At 68.6% G+C, this 16,782-nt stretch carries 17 protein-coding genes and 5 pseudogenes; 10 read left to right on the top strand and 12 right to left on the bottom strand.

From position 1 onward, the window contains the following. Positions 1-38: 38 nt before the first annotated feature. Positions 39-435: pseudogene (locus ACIA6C_RS14575) on the bottom strand (transposase); the annotation flags it as partial. 1,178 nt (positions 436-1,613) lie between these two features. Here ACIA6C_RS14575 and ACIA6C_RS14570 point away from each other — a divergent pair. Both ACIA6C_RS14570 and ACIA6C_RS14565 read left to right on the top strand, forming a co-directional pair. After that, a pseudogene (locus tag ACIA6C_RS14570) lies at positions 1,614-2,010 on the top strand (transposase); the annotation flags it as partial. Between the two features lie 164 nt (positions 2,011-2,174). Continuing rightward, a complete protein-coding gene (locus ACIA6C_RS14565) occupies positions 2,175-2,564 on the top strand; it encodes a hypothetical protein (RefSeq protein ID WP_272254392.1) in 390 nt (129 codons plus the stop codon). Positions 2,565-3,006: 442 nt separating this feature from the next. On the opposite strand, the pseudogene ACIA6C_RS14560 reads toward ACIA6C_RS14565, so the two are convergent. The 3 genes and pseudogenes from ACIA6C_RS14560 to ACIA6C_RS14550 form a co-directional block, all read right to left on the bottom strand. Beyond that, positions 3,007-3,237 (bottom strand): annotated as a pseudogene (locus ACIA6C_RS14560) (HAD family hydrolase); the annotation flags it as partial. A 378-nt stretch (positions 3,238-3,615) separates the two neighbouring features. Then, complete coding sequence (locus ACIA6C_RS14555; RefSeq protein ID WP_399275683.1) at positions 3,616-3,909, bottom strand: hypothetical protein; 294 nt, start codon at positions 3,907-3,909, stop codon at positions 3,616-3,618. 178 nt (positions 3,910-4,087) lie between these two features. After that, positions 4,088-5,236 (bottom strand): GNAT family N-acetyltransferase, encoded by a 1,149-nt coding sequence (locus ACIA6C_RS14550; protein ID WP_399275681.1) that lies wholly within the window; start codon positions 5,234-5,236, stop codon positions 4,088-4,090. A 165-nt stretch (positions 5,237-5,401) separates the two neighbouring features. On the opposite strand from ACIA6C_RS14550, the gene ACIA6C_RS14545 reads away from it, so the two are divergent. From ACIA6C_RS14545 to ACIA6C_RS14535, 3 genes and pseudogenes are all read left to right on the top strand, one after another. Beyond that, complete coding sequence (locus ACIA6C_RS14545; protein WP_399275679.1) at positions 5,402-5,806, top strand: type II toxin-antitoxin system PemK/MazF family toxin; 405 nt, start codon at positions 5,402-5,404, stop codon at positions 5,804-5,806. Between the two features lie 222 nt (positions 5,807-6,028). Beyond that, a complete protein-coding gene (locus tag ACIA6C_RS14540) occupies positions 6,029-6,373 on the top strand; it encodes a hypothetical protein (protein WP_399275677.1) in 345 nt (114 codons plus the stop codon). A 15-nt stretch (positions 6,374-6,388) separates the two neighbouring features. Then, positions 6,389-7,045: pseudogene (locus ACIA6C_RS14535) on the top strand (transposase). Positions 7,046-7,100: 55 nt separating this feature from the next. Here ACIA6C_RS14535 and ACIA6C_RS14530 read toward each other — a convergent pair. Continuing rightward, positions 7,101-7,439 (bottom strand): winged helix-turn-helix transcriptional regulator, encoded by a 339-nt coding sequence (locus tag ACIA6C_RS14530; RefSeq protein ID WP_399275675.1) that lies wholly within the window; start codon positions 7,437-7,439, stop codon positions 7,101-7,103. 56 nt (positions 7,440-7,495) lie between these two features. On the opposite strand from ACIA6C_RS14530, the gene ACIA6C_RS14525 reads away from it, so the two are divergent. After that, entirely contained in the window at positions 7,496-8,293 is a 798-nt protein-coding gene (locus tag ACIA6C_RS14525) for an NADPH-dependent F420 reductase (RefSeq protein ID WP_399275673.1), read from the top strand. A 188-nt stretch (positions 8,294-8,481) separates the two neighbouring features. Here ACIA6C_RS14525 and ACIA6C_RS14520 read toward each other — a convergent pair whose 3' ends face one another. The 3 genes from ACIA6C_RS14520 to ACIA6C_RS14510 form a co-directional block, all read right to left on the bottom strand. Beyond that, positions 8,482-8,727 carry a hypothetical protein gene (locus ACIA6C_RS14520; RefSeq protein ID WP_399275671.1) on the bottom strand — a complete coding sequence of 82 codons (246 nt, stop codon included), beginning with the start codon at positions 8,725-8,727 and terminating at the stop codon, positions 8,482-8,484. 379 nt (positions 8,728-9,106) lie between these two features. Next, positions 9,107-10,219, bottom strand: coding sequence for an ABC transporter substrate-binding protein (locus tag ACIA6C_RS14515; protein WP_399275669.1), 1,113 nt, complete (start codon positions 10,217-10,219; stop codon positions 9,107-9,109). A gap of 878 nt (positions 10,220-11,097) precedes the next feature. Continuing rightward, positions 11,098-11,874, bottom strand: a complete 777-nt coding sequence (locus ACIA6C_RS14510; protein WP_399275667.1) for a TetR/AcrR family transcriptional regulator — start codon at positions 11,872-11,874, stop codon at positions 11,098-11,100. A gap of 83 nt (positions 11,875-11,957) precedes the next feature. Between ACIA6C_RS14510 and ACIA6C_RS14505 the strand changes: the two genes are divergently transcribed. Further along, positions 11,958-12,347, top strand: coding sequence for a VOC family protein (locus ACIA6C_RS14505; protein ID WP_399275665.1), 390 nt, complete (start codon positions 11,958-11,960; stop codon positions 12,345-12,347). A gap of 147 nt (positions 12,348-12,494) precedes the next feature. On the opposite strand, the pseudogene ACIA6C_RS14500 reads toward ACIA6C_RS14505, so the two are convergent. Then, positions 12,495-12,741 (bottom strand): annotated as a pseudogene (locus tag ACIA6C_RS14500) (IS1182 family transposase); the annotation flags it as partial. Between the two features lie 123 nt (positions 12,742-12,864). On the opposite strand from ACIA6C_RS14500, the gene ACIA6C_RS14495 reads away from it, so the two are divergent. Next, the gene (locus ACIA6C_RS14495) at positions 12,865-13,386 is read left to right on the top strand and encodes a GNAT family N-acetyltransferase (protein WP_399275663.1); all 522 of its coding nucleotides are present in this window, start codon (positions 12,865-12,867) and stop codon (positions 13,384-13,386) included. A gap of 42 nt (positions 13,387-13,428) precedes the next feature. After that, on the top strand, positions 13,429-13,869 hold the full coding sequence (locus ACIA6C_RS14490) for a nuclear transport factor 2 family protein (protein ID WP_399275661.1): 441 nt from the start codon (positions 13,429-13,431) through the stop codon (positions 13,867-13,869). Between the two features lie 19 nt (positions 13,870-13,888). Here ACIA6C_RS14490 and ACIA6C_RS14485 read toward each other — a convergent pair whose 3' ends face one another. After that, positions 13,889-14,221: a hypothetical protein gene (locus ACIA6C_RS14485; protein ID WP_399275659.1), complete on the bottom strand. Its 333-nt coding sequence runs from the start codon at positions 14,219-14,221 to the stop codon at positions 13,889-13,891. Positions 14,222-14,352: 131 nt separating this feature from the next. On the opposite strand from ACIA6C_RS14485, the gene ACIA6C_RS14480 reads away from it, so the two are divergent. Then, positions 14,353-15,177, top strand: coding sequence for a hypothetical protein (locus tag ACIA6C_RS14480; RefSeq protein ID WP_399276260.1), 825 nt, complete (start codon positions 14,353-14,355; stop codon positions 15,175-15,177). Here ACIA6C_RS14480 and ACIA6C_RS14475 read toward each other — a convergent pair. Beyond that, positions 15,078-16,052 carry a glycoside hydrolase family 5 protein gene (locus tag ACIA6C_RS14475; RefSeq protein WP_399275657.1) on the bottom strand — a complete coding sequence of 325 codons (975 nt, stop codon included), beginning with the start codon at positions 16,050-16,052 and terminating at the stop codon, positions 15,078-15,080. The genes ACIA6C_RS14480 and ACIA6C_RS14475 overlap by 100 nt on opposite strands. Next, on the bottom strand, positions 16,053-16,637 hold the full coding sequence (locus ACIA6C_RS14470) for a PadR family transcriptional regulator (RefSeq protein WP_399275655.1): 585 nt from the start codon (positions 16,635-16,637) through the stop codon (positions 16,053-16,055). Positions 16,638-16,782 lie beyond the last annotated feature (145 nt).

Genomic DNA, 16,782 nt, shown 5'->3' with positions numbered 1-16,782 from the left:
GTCAGCTGGGCCGCCGCCTGAGGATTCGCCAGATCTGCGCGCAACGCGGACAGCGGCGACCCGTCTACGGAGCGGTCGTCCAAGTCCAGCAGGCCGGCGCGGCGGAGCTCGGTCAACAGAGCGGCGTTCAGGCGAGGCCAGACGCCGGCCTCGGTCCAGTCCCGCAGCCGACCCCAGGCCGTCACATCGGAACCGCCAACGGCCCCTGTGGACACGTCGCGCCACGCGACACCGGTCCGCAGCGCATACGTGACGCCGGTGAGCGCCACTCGGTCGGGAACGCGCAGCCGCCCCGGGTGGCGATGGCGTCGTTCTGGGGCGGGCGGCAGCAGCCGGGGCCACCCGCCCCCACAGCTCGTCAGGAACAAGATCAGCACGCACCTGGACACCCTGCCGACCAAGATCGCCGGGCACAGGACCCACAGCTCCACTCATTCTGAAACGATCAGTGAGCCCTTGCCGCGGCCCCGCGTGAGGGCTGCCGACCGCCTACGTTCGCGACGCCCAGCCCGCCGGATCCGGCGGGGAACCGAAGAGAGCGTCTAATGAGAGAAGGTGCTGGGCCGAAGCGGCCGATATCGCAGAAGAAGGCCCGCGAGTTCGTTGATGATGCGCGCATGGTTCTCAGGGCCCTGAGTCCTGCCACTACCAGGTCGTCACAAGCTGCGCCGTGAGCCAAGTGGCGTGGCCTTGCCAGAGCGAGTGAACTGGAGGAAGAGACTCGCAGAAGGATGCCCCGGAGGAGGAAACATGCGTCACTCGTCGTTAATTGCCCTGATAGGACTTGCGCTCCCGACTGCACTCGCCCTCGCGCCGGGCGCTGTCGCATCGGACACCCCGTCGACCCAGGTATCCATGGTGTCGAAAACGACACTGTGCAGACTGGACGGCACAGTGTGGGATTCTGCTACAGGACATCCGTCCACGGATCAGAATAAGCTGTCCTACTGCCGGGGGCTCAGGGCAGGGGAAGCGCGTGGAGCACAGGACGGCCAACAGTGCCGCGAGAAGTCATACGGGTTGTGGTGGCCCAACCCCGACAATGCGCAACTTGCCTGGGACCGCGGATACAAAACCGGGTACGACAGGACGTATCAACGCGAGTGGAACAACAATTCCTGCGAAAGCCGCCGGCAGCCTGAGCCCTACTACCCTCCAGTGCATTAACCCCTGGTCCGTCCGGTACCGTCCGCTGGCCGCCTACTCCTGAACCGGGGAATGCCGCCACGGCAAGCGGATTGGCGTCCGCATCCTGCGCAAAGGCATCGAGTCGCCAGAGGGGCGGTTCGTGAGCCAATATCCATTTCGGGTGGGGTGGAGCAGGGCTGCCAGTCACGGGGCTCGGCCGGTTACCGCTCCCTGGCAAACCGCTACCCTTTCCGAACAGACGCGTCGGCCCTGTCGGGTACCGTCGAATTCTTCAGTGCGGAGCTGCAGCAGGGATTCCGTCAGGGTGCAGTCGTAGACCGTCCACTCGCCTCGTGCGGATAGAGAGCCACAGGCCACGTGCCGGGTTCGTCTCTGCTCGTGATCCAGCCCAGTGCGTCCGCTTCGGGTGCCTCCCCCCGGACCATGACGTCCGCCGGGCCATAGAGCTCAGCGTGCAGCGGGTACCGGTACTGGCTCCGCCCCGGACGGGCCTTCCGGTGCGGGACCGGCGGCAGGCCCTCAACGGCATCCTGCGGAAGCTGTCCACGGGTGCGGCTCAGACTGCCGGAACTCCACGGACCGTGGAAGACCGTCTGCGAACGGTTCCGCCGCTGGTCAGCGGACGGCACCTGGAACCGGCCCTCGCCCACGTCCAGCAGCATTGCGATGCGGTCGGCGAAGTCGACCGGACGATCGTCTGCGGGAGAGCCTGTACCGCCTCGACCGCGAGGCCTATCGGCGCCACAACGTCGTCGAACGCTGCTTGAACAAGCTCAAGCAGAACAAAGCCCTCGCCCCCCGCTACGACAAACGAGCCGCCGCTACAAAGCCCTGGTCACCCTCGCCTGCCTGCGACTATAACTCCCCAAACTGACATTGCGGACACGCCCTAGCCCCACCGCCCGGTGTGCCAGCGCCTCCACCCGGACAGCGGTCGTAGTCGGCCCGGCTCCCGCCTCGGATACCGTGTTCCTCTACGGGGTGCCAAAACGGATGTGACGCCCCCCACCGGAGGTAGTCAGCGTATGAGTTCAAAGCGCAGCAAGAATCCAGCCCTGCCCGTACTTGACGACGCATTCCGACTCACGTCGGTCAAGGACGCCGAAGAGTCCACCCGTGACTTGGCCGCGCGGCTGGCCACCACCGAGCTGCGCCGCGTTTCCCACCCGGGCCGGGTCACCTGGGAGCCCACCGATCAGGCCGAGCCCGTACCGGTCCCGCCGACTGTGGTCGACGGTGACGGGGACCTGTGGCTGCGGGACCGGGGCACTGGCACCTGGACCATGCCCGAGTTCAACCCGAAGGAGTTCCCGGCCCGCTGCGGCGAGGTCCTGACGTGGAACCAGCTTGCCTGCGAGTTCGGCCCGCTGACCGCACTGGCCGACGACCGCCGCATCGGCGGCGGCCGGCGCTGACCGCGCAGCCTTCTGGGACGACCGCGCCCGTGCAGCGCCCGTTACGGGTAGCTGGGAGCTCCAGCCAACCGCCGAGCTCGACGATGGCGGGGCGAGCAGGTGAGCGTGGTGGTGGCGTGCGACGGCCTCGAACAGAGTGGTGCGGGCCTGGCGCCGCCGATGTCCTCGGCGCGGCCGGCGCCGGTGGACCAGCCGGGTAGCGGCCGGCCGCAAGTCGCCGTGGTGAGCGCGCGGCCCAGCTCGCCGATCGACTGCGGCCAGTCGACCAACTACCCGAGCAGGCCGCGCCCCAGCTCGTCGATGGCGGCAGCCGGACCGGCGTCGAAGGCCCGCGCTTCGGCGGCGGGCGAACGCGGCAACGGGGTGCTGATGATTCGTGAAGGGCGGTCATCCCCACTTCGCGGGCGGCGGTGACGTTGGCGGCGGTGTCCTCGGTGAACAGGCAGCGGTGGACTGGCGCCCCGACTCGTTCGGCGGTGGTGAGGTGGATACGCGGGTCCGGCTTCGCGACACCGAGGTGGGCGGTGTTCACCACGGCGTCGGCGAGGACGTCCAGCCCCTGCCGAGCGAGATCCGAATCCAGCCGCGTGGTCGCGTTGGAGACCAGGGCGACGGTGACGGCCTTGCGGGCGCGCTTGGGCAGGGCGACGACCTCTTGAACAACGCCTGCCATGAGGGCCGGACCAGGCGGTGACCTCGGCTGCTGGCGCGGTCCATTGATCCACACGCTTGTCGCAACTGAGGGTGTTGCTGACGCGTGCTGGCGCCGGGGCGCACGGCGTCGAGTTGGTGACTCAGGGCGGAGGTATGTCCTGCGGATGCCGAGGGCCTTGCTGGCTCCATCTGATGCACCGCCGCTGACACCCACCTGCGAAGGTGCGGCGGCACCGGGGACCGCCCGATGCCGCCGTCCCGGACAGGGAGCAGGCCGCAGACGAGCCACGCGGCGCACGACGGACCCACCGCGGGCTCGCCGCGCACGGCGTGACCGGCCTCACCATGCCCCGTTCCCAGAACCACGGCCGGCAGACGGAGGGCAACCGGCAGACGTCTACCCGACGACCGGGAGACCGATGAGGTCGGCGCCACCCTGGACGACCTTGACCACGACGCTGCCGATGAAGTTCAACGTGGGCAGAGGAGTGGGCAAGGGGGCGGCGGACGGAGCAGCGAAAGCAGGTGCCGACAGGACGATCGTCGTTGCCGCGGCAACGACGGCAGAGCTGAGAAACCGAGTCATCTTCATGACCAGCCAACGACTGCCCGGCCGGTAAGTATCGGCATCCCCACCCAGGTAGACGAGCAGGCCCGCGCGGGCGGGATGGCCGACCGCCGCCGCGGTCACCCGCAGCCACGCCCCCTGGGGACGGTGGGGTCCACCCCGTACGCCAAGACGTTCCCTGGCAGCGATGGCAGCGCGGCCGTGGGCTGGTACCGGATGGCCGCCACCGCCATCCTGTGATCCGGCTCGACGTGTGCTGAGGACCCATCCCTGAACTTCCCCTGACAGGTTGCATCAGAGGTCATCTGGAGGGGGATGTCGTGAACAGGTCCATGCCTGGGTAGCGGCCGGTGACGAAGCCCGCAGCTGCGTAGACCGGTTTTCCGGCCTCGCTGGTGTGCAGTTGGATGTAGTGGATGCCGGCCTCGTGGAGCCAGTCGACGAGTTCGTCCACGATGCGGCGTGCGTGGCCGCGGCCGCGGGCCGGGGTGTCGGTGACGATGCCGTCCAGGTAGCCGCGGCGCCCGTCGGGCCAGCGGGAACCGGGCAGATGGTAGGTGACCCAGGCCATGCCGCAGGCGAGGAGGGGTTCGCCGGGGGCACCGCCGACGACGAGGCAGACGCAGTCGTCGCGGCGGTTGATGCGCTCGTCGAACCAGTCGCGGGCGATCAGGCGCCATGGTGTGTCGACCGGTCCGGGGTCTGTACCCAGACTCTCCAGCGCGACGGCGCGCAGCCGGATCAGTTCCGGTATATCGGCGTTGCCGTACCGGGTCAGCCAGCGCGCGGCGCGCAGCTCGACGTGGCGGCCGAGCGCGTCGTTCACGGCGGTTTGGAACAGGTCCAGGGTGACCGGGGTGTCCTTGTCCGCGGGGGGTTGCCGGTCGGAGGTGATGACCCGGACGTAGCCGGGGCGGGGGATGACGAACACGGTCCCGCCAGGGCCCGTAATCGCGCCGAACGGCAATGCCTCGGGGTCTGCAAGCTCGACATCGCCGAGCAGGAAGAAGCCGGTCGCCTCGGTACCGGGGAAGTCGATGCCGGCCTGTTTGCGGACGGTGCTGCGGCCGCCGTCGCAACCCACCAGGTACGCGGCCCGGACGCGGTACTCACCGTCGCCGGTGGTGACGGTGGCGGTGACGGACTCGGAGTCCTGCTCCAGGGTGCGCAGTTCGTGTCCGCGCCGGATGTCGGCCCCCAGATCGAGGGCATGCGTTTCGAGGATTTCCTCGACCCGCGTCTGGGGGATGCCCAGCGAATACGGGTGGTCGGTGCGTGTGCCCGCGAGGGTAAGCGTCACGGGCAGACCGGAGAACGCGGCGTGTGGCACTTGCCGGCCCTCGGCGATGAACCTCTCGGCTAGGCTGCGTCGCGCCAGCAGGTCCAGGGCACGGGCGTTGTGGAATCCCCGGCAGTAGCCGGGCCGCTGCGCGTGGCGTTCGACCACCACCGTGTCGACAACGTCTCCTGCCGGCAGGCCGGGTCTACGCTGTGACCCGCGGCCAACGCGTGATCGTTTGTCTTCACAAACCGGTGATCAACGGTGGCCGCACCCGTCTCCACACCGCGTGAGGTCGCGCAGCGTCTGCCTGCCGTCCTGTGTATCGGAGGGCTTGTGCAACGTGGCGAAGTCTGGTGGGTCCAGTTCGACGAGCGGAGGTTGGTCGTACTGCTGTCAGGAGACGACGCGTCCGGGTTCCAGGTGATGCAGGTCGTCGCTCCGGCGGGCCTCGACATCGGCGGGCTGGGCGTCGAAGTGACGGTCGGCGCCGGTGAAGGGCTGCCGCTCGAAGGCGTGCTGCGGCTCGCGTTCCCGCGTCCAGGTTTCACCCCGTGCACGTGGCTGACCACCGTGTCCCGGGACGACCTGATGGAGCGGGCGGCCGTCCTGTCCTCCAGGAAGCTCAGCGAGATCGACGAGGCCCTGCGACTCGCTGAACAAGCACAGGAGCAGACCCCGGCAACGACCGCGAAGCTCAGCGAGATAAGGGACGCCCTACGTCGCGGTGAACTCGGGTAGGAAAAGCCACGCTGAGTCATGGTGGGCGTCCGCGGCAGCAATGTCCGCCGTTCTCCGCAACCTGGGGTGGGCATTGGGTGAGGAGGTAGGTCCGGGCGATCGGGCGGCGCGCCAAGGAGGTCTGCCCAAGGCCTGTCCCGTACACGCTGGATGGCTCTCCTGCTCAGGTGTGAGCGGGATACCTACGAGACTCCGACACCGCGACTGTGGCAGTCTCCGAACATGCCGTGGGAGCTGCGAGAACATGCGGGCCGTCACTACGCCGTCCTGTTCCACTACGCCTTGCCTGATGATGCCTGGTCCGTGGAGCTGAGCGAGGCTGTGCCTGCGCCGGCCAGGGAGGCCGAGAGCCCCGACGCAGTGGTGACCCACTTGCCCGGCGCTGCTTTCTTGGTGGCGCTCGTCCCTGACGAGGACCCGAATCTGGAACCGACCGTCCACATCCACGGCCACGACGAGTACGTCGTCCCGTACGAGATCATGCGGTGGTTCTTGGAGCAGGTGACCGACCAGGTTGAACGCTGCCGCACCGCGTTCGAGCAGGCACGGCCCGACGCAGTGGACTGATCACGCAGTGACTGGATCACAGCGTCGGAGCCCTTCTGGATCGCCCCGTTCAGCCGACTGGGCCTACGGCAGTTCGGCAAGCAGATCTCCGCGTTGCGACGCGGGGGCGCAGACCAGGTTCGCAAGGGACGGCCATGGAGCCTGCTGCTGGAGGAGCGGGTCCTACGGGTCGCGGCGTACTGGCAAAAGATCCTGACGCTGGGGCAGTTCGCCTCGCTCTGCGGGTTCTCGAAGTCGGCGGCCGACCGCATCATCAACCATCTTGCACCGTCAATGGCCCTGCATCCCCGCCAGACACCAGGTCGTCGTCGATGCCGACACCAGGCTCGTCGTCTCCGTCCGTCACCCAGTGCCGGGCAACCGTAACGGCTGCAAGGTATAGGAGCCTTCCGGTGCCAAGGATGCCGTCGGCAGTACCACCGTGATTGCGGATGGCGGCTACCGAGGCACCGGCTTGGCCATTCCACACCGCCGCGAACCAGGTCAGGCAGAACGTGCGGCCTGGAAGGAGGTGCACAATGCCTTCCACCGCAAGGTCTGTGCCCGCGTTGAGCACACCTTTGCCCGCATGAAGACTTGGAAGATCCTTCGCGATTGCCGTTTGAGGGTGACTGCGTCCACCAAGCCATGCTCGGCGTCGCCCGACTGCACAACCTCACCTTCGCCGGGTGAGGGAGCAACCCACAAGTCAACTCGGCAGCCCCCAAGGTCGTTTACGGGACAGACCTTAGCTCCTGTGCGGCCGATCTTCTCGGGGTGCGAAGCTGGCCTGGGCCGCCAGGACGGCTTCGGTGTAGCGTCCCGCCCACGCGCCCATCGCGCGGATCGGGCCCAGCAGCGCGAGGCCCGCCTCGGTGAGGGAGTAGTCGACGCGTGGTGGTGCCTCTGCGTACGCCTGGCGTACGACCAGGCCGTTGTACTCGAGGCGGCGCAGGGCTTCATTGAGGACCTTGGGGCTGATCCCGCCGATGCGGGTGATCAGCGCGCGCGGCCTCATGGGTCCGCTCTCGCCGAGGATGTACACGAGCACGCTGTCCCAGCGGTTCGACAGTACTTCGAAGGCCACCCTCGCTTGGCAGTCCGCGGCGTACTCGCCGCCGCCCAAGTCCTCGCCCAGGCCATGTGCGTCTGCCTCTACCGCCGCGTCGCTCATGCGATCATCCTGCCCCGCCCGATGCACACCATGTGGTGCGCATCGGCTCGCTTAGCGTCCTTTCCGTGACACCTCGCACATCTCGTGACACGGACGACAGGAGCAAGCACATGCGCATCGGCATTCTCGGTACAGGGGCGATGGCCACGGCCCTCGGCGCGGCCTGGGTACGCGCCGGCCATGACGTTCGGGTGGGTGGTAGGGACACCGAGGCGGCCTCCCGCACCGCCCGGCGCATCGGCGCCTGTGAGCACGGCAGCCTCGCCGCGGCCGCGGCCTACGGGAACGTGGTCCTCATCGCCGTACCGGCGGGCGCAGCGGCGCAGTTGGCCGAGGAACTGGCCCCCCTGCTCGCCGGCCGGACGGTGATCGACTGCACCCTTCCCATGGCGCCGGGCGTGGACGGCCCTGCTCTGACCACGGGCGGCGCCACCTCCGTAGCCCGGCTCATCGCAGACGCCGCCCCCGGCGCCCATGTGGTGAAGGCCTTCGGGGTATGCCACGAGAGCATCTGGACCCTGGACCGGCCGGCCTTCGAAGGGGCACCGCTGGCGGTGCCGTTCTGCACCGACCAGCCGGAGGCCGCCAAGCGGGTGACGGAGATCATCACCTCCATGGACTGCTCGCCCCTGCCCTGCGGCGGGCTCGATCGCGCTGCCCTGCTGGAGGCCACTGCCGTCTTCGCCGTCGGCGTCTGGTGGTCGGGCGCCGAGGCCCGCTTCGCGTTTCCGGCCCCGGCCCTGGCCCCGGGGGCCGTGGACGACTAGCCGGGACTTGTCCGGCCGATCCCGCGTGAGGCTGTGGACCGACTCCTGCCAAGGCCGTTGCGTGGCGCAGGTGAGCACAACCGCGGCCCCGGAGCAAATACGGGAACGAGCGGCGCCCTGTGCCGGTCACCGTGACACAGTGCAACCGCCATTGCGGGCCTGTCCCGGGATGGCGGTTGCACTGGTGTTCAGCTCAGCCGGGTGGTGGCGTAAACGATGGCATCGCGCTGGTACGCACCCAGACCCGGTGCGATCGCTTCGTACGCGGCGGACCAGGCGTCGTTGCCGACGCAGGAGCGGTCCATCGCCCGGTGCTCGTCGACGGTCTCGGTGCGCAGTGCTGTCAGGGTTCGGTACTGGACGTCGTTCTCGGACTGCACCGGCTCGGCGTCGGCACGGTGTACGGCGGCCATGAGCTCGGCCAGCCGGACCATGCGCCGTGCGGGCGCGCTGTCCGGCCTCGATGTCCTGCGGGCTCATCCCGGCGACCCGGCGGACAACCGCCTGGGCGTGCTCGGGGAAGTCGCGCAGGGTTGCGGGCACTGGGCGGGCGTCACGCCCTCGTATCTTCGGCGCCGGACGTGTCCGTACGATCATGTGCATGAGTACTCCGCGCCGCCCCTTGGGCCATGGCCCACAGTCGGCACGGCTCACAGCCCAGTCCCCCACCCCCGTCCATCGGGTCCGCGCGGTCGAGGCTGGCGTCGCCGCGCACTCCCTGCACAGCCCCGGAAGCATGGACGACCGGGAACGGTTGTGGGGGCGCGGAGTCCTGGGCGTCCCTCCCCGGCCTGGGAAGGTTTGACAGTTCTCTCAGCCAGCGTGGAGGATCCGAAAGCGATCGGGCTCCGCCGTGTCCCGATCAACGACTTGGACCGGTGCCCAAGCCCATTGCCACATGCTGATGCCCGGCGTGCGGGAGAACCGGATCGGACCGCGGGTGCCCTCGACCGCAACGCGCGGCCATGACCCGGCGATGGCCGCCCGGTCCGTGCCGTGGGAACGCAGCACCGCGGCGAGGACGGTGACGGCGTCCCAGCCCTCGAAAGCCACGAAGGAGGGCGCTTCGCCCAGCCGCTCGCGAAGCTCCTTCCCGACGCGCTCGCCGAGCGGACCGAGGCGCTCGGGCAGGTATCGCAGGAACGGGATCGCGGCGCCGTCCTCGCCCAGCGCCACGGCCCATTCGGCGAACTCCGGTTGTCCGGCCGGAGCGCCGATCAGGATCTCCGCGAGCCGCCGGTCGCCCCGGACCGCTCTGACGATCGGCACCGCCGGCTCCGGATGGCCCACCAGCAAAAGGAGCGCCGTCGCGCCGTGGTCGACGAGCGCGTCGCACAGCGCCTCGGGGGTGAGCGCGTTCGTGTCGAGTTCGACGACGGTGCCGCCGCGCGCAACGAGGTGGTCCCTCAGGACTCGGGTCCCGGAGGCCCAGTAGACGCTCGGCTGGGTCGCCACGGCGACCTGACACCGGCCCGCACCGATGAGAAAGTCCGCGTAGATCCCCCAGCCGTGGGACTGGGCCGGGGCGAGGCGCGCGACCCATTGCGTCGGCTCCTCGGTGAGTGCGTCGAGCACCGCGGACGAGCAGAGGAACGGCACGCCGAGGGCGTCGGCCCGGGCGGCGGCTGCGCGGGCGACGACGCTGTGGTACTCGCCCACCACGGCGGCCACGCCCAGGCCGGCCAGTTCATCCACGGCCGCCGCGGCCCGCTCCGGATCGGCCGCGGTATCCCGGACCACCAACTCCAGTGGTCTGCCGTCGATCCCGCCAGCATCGTTGACCTCACGAACGGCCAGCTCGAGTCCTGCGAGCAGGTGTCGGCCCGCCTCGACCCAGCCGGGCCGCGTCAGCGGTACGAGCGCGCCCAGGCGGACGGACGCCCCGTCTGCGTACTCCGCTCCGGACGACGATGGTGGCGGGTTCATCGGGTGGCCTCTCCTCTGGGACGGTGCGGTCGTAGTCCGCCCGGACCGTGCGCCGGCCGAGGCCTGGCGGTTCGCGCTCGTCACGTCTCGTCTCGACGGGCGTTACCGGGGGGGGATCACGCCGGTCATTGATCCATCACCATCGCCAATATGCAACCGACTATTTGTTCGCCACCGGCTCCGGAGCCGGCTTTTGGGCATGGATCGAATCAGGAGCAGCAGAGGAAGGAACGGGCACGGCCTCCGACGCGGGGACGGGCGCCACGTTCCCCTACGCGCACGCCATGGGAGCTACCCGGAAGACGGCAAGAACCGGCACTGGATAAACGACATCAAGAACCTGAGGAACCGTAGCGCCGACGACTGGAACACGCCCTGGCTCCCCTAAGCCGCACACTGCCAGCCAAGACGTTCCCCAGGTGGTGGGGGCGGTGCGGCGACGGACGGGCGAGGGCCAAGGTCGGCCCCGGTTTCTGCTCGTACCGGTCGGGGATCCGGCGCCCGAGCACGGCTCGGCCTGACCCTCCGGTGCCCTTGACGGGCCGCCCCGGGCACTGGCAGGTGTTCTCGGAGAGGAGCCCCACGGCGTCGGCCCGCCACAGGCCGGCAATGATGGCCCGTCAGCGCCGCGTTCGCGGAGAGTGGGCGTCGAGGCTGAGAACTCCCCCCTGCCGCCAGCTCGGCAACGTATTCGGCGTTCGTCGGCAACGTATTCGGCGTTCGTGTTGGTGGACGAGCCGGACAACATGTCCTCGCCGCCGGGTCGTCGGTCAGGGTCAGCCATGGGCCATCGGGCCGGACCCGGTGTGTGGCGCCGTTTGGGCCGGCCGGCACCAGTGAGGTTCGGTGACCCGACCAAGTCGTTCGCCACATCCGGTCTATGTCTTCGCGTGTCCGCTTCGGTCGATAAGGGCGGCGAAGGCGTCGAGGACGCGTTGCAGGCCGAAGGCGTAGGCGTGGGCGGGGTCGTAGGCACTGTTGTGTGCGGCGCCAGCGGCTGCGCCGACGCGGACGGCAGTGGGGTAGGCGTTTTCGTCGAGGACCTGGGCGAGGAGCGGGGAGTTCAGCTCCCACCATTGCTGGTCGTTCAGGGCGCTGTCGTGCTGGGCGGCGCGGGCGTCGGCGACGGCACGGGCGCATGCCTGCACGAAGGTGAGCAGGTGGGTCAGACAATCATCCATCTCGACGTCGCTGAGGCCGAGGCCGTCGAGTCCGGACAGTTCGTGCTCGTACTTTGACATCTGCCCCGGCCCCAGCGGAGGCCTGGCGGTGGAGACGGCTGCGGCCCATGGGTGACGTTCGAAGAGGGCTCTGTTCTCGTCGGCGATGGCAGTGACGCGTTGGCGCAAGGGCTGCCCGGTGGTGTCGGTGCGGGGCATGCGGGCGTAGGCGGCATCGAGCATGAGGTCGAGGAGTTCGGCCTTGCCGGGGACGTAGGTGTACAGCGTCATCGGTACCACGCCGAGTTCCTTGGCCACCCGGCGCATGGTCACCGCGTCCAGGCCATCAGCGTCGGCGACGGCGGTGGCGGCCTCGACTACCGCGTCGATGCTCAGCCCCCGTCGCGGTCCTCGGCGATGGTCAGAGGAGGAGCCGCGCCATAGCAGTTGGAGGGTGCGGGCCGGGTCGCCCGAGCTGGTTCGTTCCGTTGGCACGTGGTCATCCTCTCGCATCCCTACTCTGTACGATGTACACTGTACCCCGTACAGAGAATGTGGGATCTCTCGGAGGAGTTTTCATGAAGATCGCCTCTAGTGCTGTGTCGCTCAACGTCGACGATGTCCCCGCGTCCAGCGCCTTCCTCATCGAGCACTTCGGGTTCCGCGAGGAGATGGCGGCCGACGGCTTCGCGTCCCTGACGCGCGACGACGTCGGCATGAACGTCATCTTCTTGCGGCGGGGGCTGGCCAGCCTCCCGGCAGACCAGCGCAACGATCACGCCGCAGGCCTGATCCTCGCCTTCGTCGTCGAGGACCTCGAAGGCGAGCTGGCACGCCTTCGCTCCGAAGGCGTCGCGATCACCATGCCGCTGACCGACGAAGAGTGGGGCGAGCGCGCCTTCCAGGTTCGAGACCCCAACGGCGTCATCGTCCAACTGGTCGACTGGAACGCCCCCACCAGCGTTTGAAGCGGACGGAGTGTCGGTAGATGCCGCCGGCCGACGGCGGTGTCGGCGCTGATCTCGGCGACCATCTCGGGGCGGACCAGGGTCACACCCAAGGCGTCGCGGCTGCCCCACGTCGTGAAGAACCGCATGCCGGTCCAGAGATGGTCCCAGCATCAGCCGCGGGTCATAGGGCGGGTAGCCGCGCTTGCCGATGGAGTCGCCAGGACCGGCCCCAGGTCCAGCACGTCGTCGACCAGGTCGGCGACGAACCGGCGAGGGAATCCTGGGGCAGCCAGTCGTCCAGTGACGGGGACAGCAGCAGGACCTGGTGCGGGTCGAACGCCCTGAACCGCTGGTCCACCCCCACCGGAAGGCTCTGCGGCCGCTGCTTTTCCACCGGCTGGACTTCGAACAGCCCATCTTCACCGCGCATGCCGCGATCCCTCCGTGCCTACGATCACCAACCGGAGGCGAGGCTGCTGCCCGGTTGATTAATCCAAGTGCGGTCTGCTCGCTTCGCGTGATACTCCTCCCTGCCATGGGCGATCTTGTGACAGCGCGGCTCGTGCTTCATCCGATGACGGTCAGCGAGGCTGAGCGAGTGGTGGCGGGCGGGTCGGACAGCAGTGTCCGATGGGCGCCCGGATATCCCACCGATGGGGACGTGTTCGCTGCCAGGCGCTTCCTGGGCACTTGCGCGAGCACCGGTGATCCCCAGCCGTTCGGCAACTATGAGATCCGTCGCCGCGAGGACGGTCAGGCGATCGGCGGCCTGGGCTTCCACGGACCTGCGGACGCCAACGGCAGCGTCACGATTGGCTACGGCCTCATCCCGTCAGCGCGAGGCAAGGGATATGCCTCCGAAGCCCTCCGGGGACTCCTGCTGTTCGCGCGGGCACACGGCGCCACCTGCGTGAAAGGCGACGCCGACCACGACAACATCGCGTCTCAGCACGTCATGATGGCAGCCGGTATGCGGCCGGCCGGGCACGACGAACGCGTCAGGTACTTCGAGATCGCCTGGACCGACACCATGGCGGATACTGACCCACGCTCCTAGCCTCGACCGCCCGCGTGCCGAACACCGTGTCTGGAGTTTGCGATGGGCTCGACCGCCGACGACCGCCTTGCGATGTACGAGGTGATCGCACTTCACGGTCACCTCAGTGACGCCGGCAGCCATGAGCGATTCGACGAGGTCTTCACGCCCGACCTCGTAGTCGACGCCACCGCTCTCGGTCCCGCCCCGCTGCCGGCACAGGACCCAACCCGGCCGCACCTCGACATATACGTCGCGGCTGGGCACCGTCACGGGCCTGACAGCCCGCTGGCCCACCATGTCACCAACATCATCGTCCGTGAAGACGGCGACGGCGCCCGCGCCTGGCCGAAGGCATCGCCTTGCACCAGAACGGTTCCATTGCCAGCTTCACCCACGAGGATCAGCTCGTCCGCACAAGTTGTGTCGATTGACCTCAGGAGTCGAGCACGGCGGCGACGGCCTCGATCTCGACGGGCTGGTCCTCATGGACGAGGACAGTGACGCCTATGAAGAGGTCGTCTCATGTGGTGCTGGAGAGAGCCCTTGCCACGAGTACGGCGAGCTGACGCAGGCGCTCGTAGTACTGGGTTCCTGCGGGTTCGGCGATCTGAGGGATGACTCGGTCCAGGTTCTCGATGCAGCCTTGCAGGATGCTGGTGCGCTCCGCATCCAGAACCCCGCCGTTGTTCAGCCATGTAAGAACGCAGCCGGCAGTCTCCGCATCAAGCAGCACCATGTCTGTATCCCCGAACTCGGCACCTCGCAGGCTGGCGGGGAAAGGCGCGTCGAGGTGCTCGTGCCAGAGACGGCCTGCATTCTGCATCTGCTCAGATGATTCGCTCACCAGCACCATATTGCCGCAGCCTTGCTCGGGCCGATGGTCATGCCTTCAGGGGGCGAGAGCAGATGAGGATGCAGGCGATGGCGGTGAAGGCCAGGAAGTGCTCGGCCTTGCGCTCGTAGCGGCGGAGTGCGCCAGTTCGTTTGCGCCGCGCCTGCCTGCGCCCCGCCCTGGCGCCGCTAGCGGAACCACAGCAGGCGTCGGAGACGACCGCGTCGTCGCCGTGGCCGACCGGCCACCGATTCGCCGAACGCACCCGCGCCAAGTACGCCACCGTCCACGCGCTCACTGCCGGCCACAGCATGCGGTCCATCGCCCGGCAGCTCGGCATGGGATTCCACACCGTCCTCCGCTTCTCCCGCGCTACCGCGCCGGAGCAACTGTTCAGCGGTCAGGGGCAAAGCCGTCCCACTCAGCTCGACGCCTACAAGCCCTGCCTCGACCAGCGGTGGCAGGAGGGATGCACCAACGCCTGGAAACTGTGGGAGGAGATCAAGGAACACGGCTACCCGGACGGCTACGGCAACGTTCGCGCCTACGTCAGCCGAAATCTACGTGGCAAGCCCCAGCCGATCGGCCCCCGGCCGCCATCCGCCCGCGCCGTCACCCGCTGGATCCTCACCCACCCCGACGCCCTGACCGAGAGCGACCGGCTCCAACTCAAGGCTGTACTGGCCCACTGCCCCGAACTGGACGCACTCACCGAACGTGCCCGCCCCTTCGCCCATGCTCACCCAGCTGCAGAACTCCGGAGTCGTCGAAGGCCACGTCCACCGGATCAAGATGCTCAAGCGTCGATGCTCGGCCGCGCTGGCGCCGAGCATCGGGCGGGTGTGGACGCGCGCTGGTTTGCTCTGATCGCCGCTGATCAGCTTTGCCGGCCGAGCCCAAGGGCCTCGAGCAGTGCGGGGTTCCACCTGCCCGCACTCTCGTCGTACAAGGCGAAGGTCGGTCCGAAAGACCAGTAACCCCAGGAGAAGCCGAGCTCTTCGGCCAGCTGGCGGTTGAAGGAGGCCCAGCGGGCGCGTGAGCCCGGATCGGCGTTGTGGGACGAGCCGAACTCGCCGACGAAGATCGGCCTGTCGTGTACGCGTCCCCACTCGGACAGGCCGGCGAAGGCGTCGGACAGCACGGAGCGTTCCTCGTCACTGCCTTGCCAGGTCGTGCCCAGCCAGGAGAGGGGGTCGCCGAACGGGGTGTCGGTGCCGAGCCAGGTTTCGCCCTGCATGGTGAAGGTGGTCGGCCAGTACTGGTGGACGGTGACGATCAGGTTGCGGTCCTCCTCCGGCAGGTCGAGGTCGGGCAGGCGCCGCATGTTGTTGTAGGAGGCCGGGCCGATGATCACGGCCCGGACGGGGTCGGCCTCGCGCAGGGCGGCGAGGACCTGCCGCAGGTAGTCGTTCCAGAGCGGGTCGAGAGGGCCGCGGGGTTCGGCCAGAGGCTCGAGCATCACCTGGGCGGGGCGGCCGGAGAAGCGTCCGGCTATCTGGTGGGTGGTGGCGAGCAACCGGTCGAGGTGGAGGGGTGGGTCGGCGTACAGGGCCGGGTCTTGCAGGTTGTTCAGTACGACGCTCAGCCCGCGTTCGGCCGCCTGGTCGAGGAGTAAGTCGACGCGGTCCAGGATCGCGGGCTCCACGACGAACCGTCCACGGGACTCGGTCGTGTGCGCGGCCCAGCACGTCGCCAGCCGGATGGCGGAGAATCCGGCCTTACGGCACAGGTCGAGGTGGTCGGGGCCGACCGGGACGGTCCATCCTCGCTCCAGCTCGGCGCCGAAGTCGGCGCCGATGTTGATCGTGCGGGCTAGGAGGCGGTTGGTTTCGTGAATGGAGGGAGTGTTCACTTACTTGGCGTCTTTCTTCGGGGGCTCGAACTTCGGGGACTGGGAGTCGGGCCAGTGCGTGGCCGGGTCGCGGAGCCGGGTGGTGAAGGCGCGTAGCCAGTCGAGCTCGGCGCGGCGCAGGGCCAGGGGGAAGGCGTGGTCGGCGAGGAACACCGGCCCGACCCCGTTCCGGGCGGCGGCGTTCAGCGCCTGGTCCATCTCGTCGACGTGCTGCTCCATGTGCTCGGCCCGGCGTTCGAGCAGGGCGATCACTTCGGTGCGGGGCAACGCGAACATGAACATCAGCGCGACCGTGAAGCCGGAGGTGTCGTCTTCGGGGCCGGCGAGCAATTCGCGCAGCCAGTCTCGTAGCCTCGCGCCCCCTGTCTCCGTGATGTGGTAGACGGTCCGCTCGGGCCGGCCGCCGTCGCGAACCGTCTCACCTTCGGAGATCAGGCCCGCGCGGACCAGACGGGGCAGGACGTCGTAGAACGACGCGTTCTTGATCTTCAAGGTGTGGTCATGGCCGCGTTCGCGCATCTCCAGGCGCATGTCGTAGACGTGCCGCGCGCGCTCGGCCAGCAGGCCGAGCACGGCCACGGTCATGGGGCTACGCAACGGGCGTGGCGGCATCGGGACCTCATCTATGGTCGAAGTCGACTACACGAACTCGACTATAGCGGAGGCATCCAGGGAGCTTCCCCCTCACCACAAAAGGGCGCAGAACCCGTAGGTCAACGCGGGTGGCCGC

Source organism: Streptomyces sp. NPDC051578, assembly GCF_044454045.1.
Lineage (GTDB): Bacteria > Actinomycetota > Actinomycetes > Streptomycetales > Streptomycetaceae > Streptomyces.
This window is presented reverse-complemented; position numbering and strand designations above follow the sequence as displayed.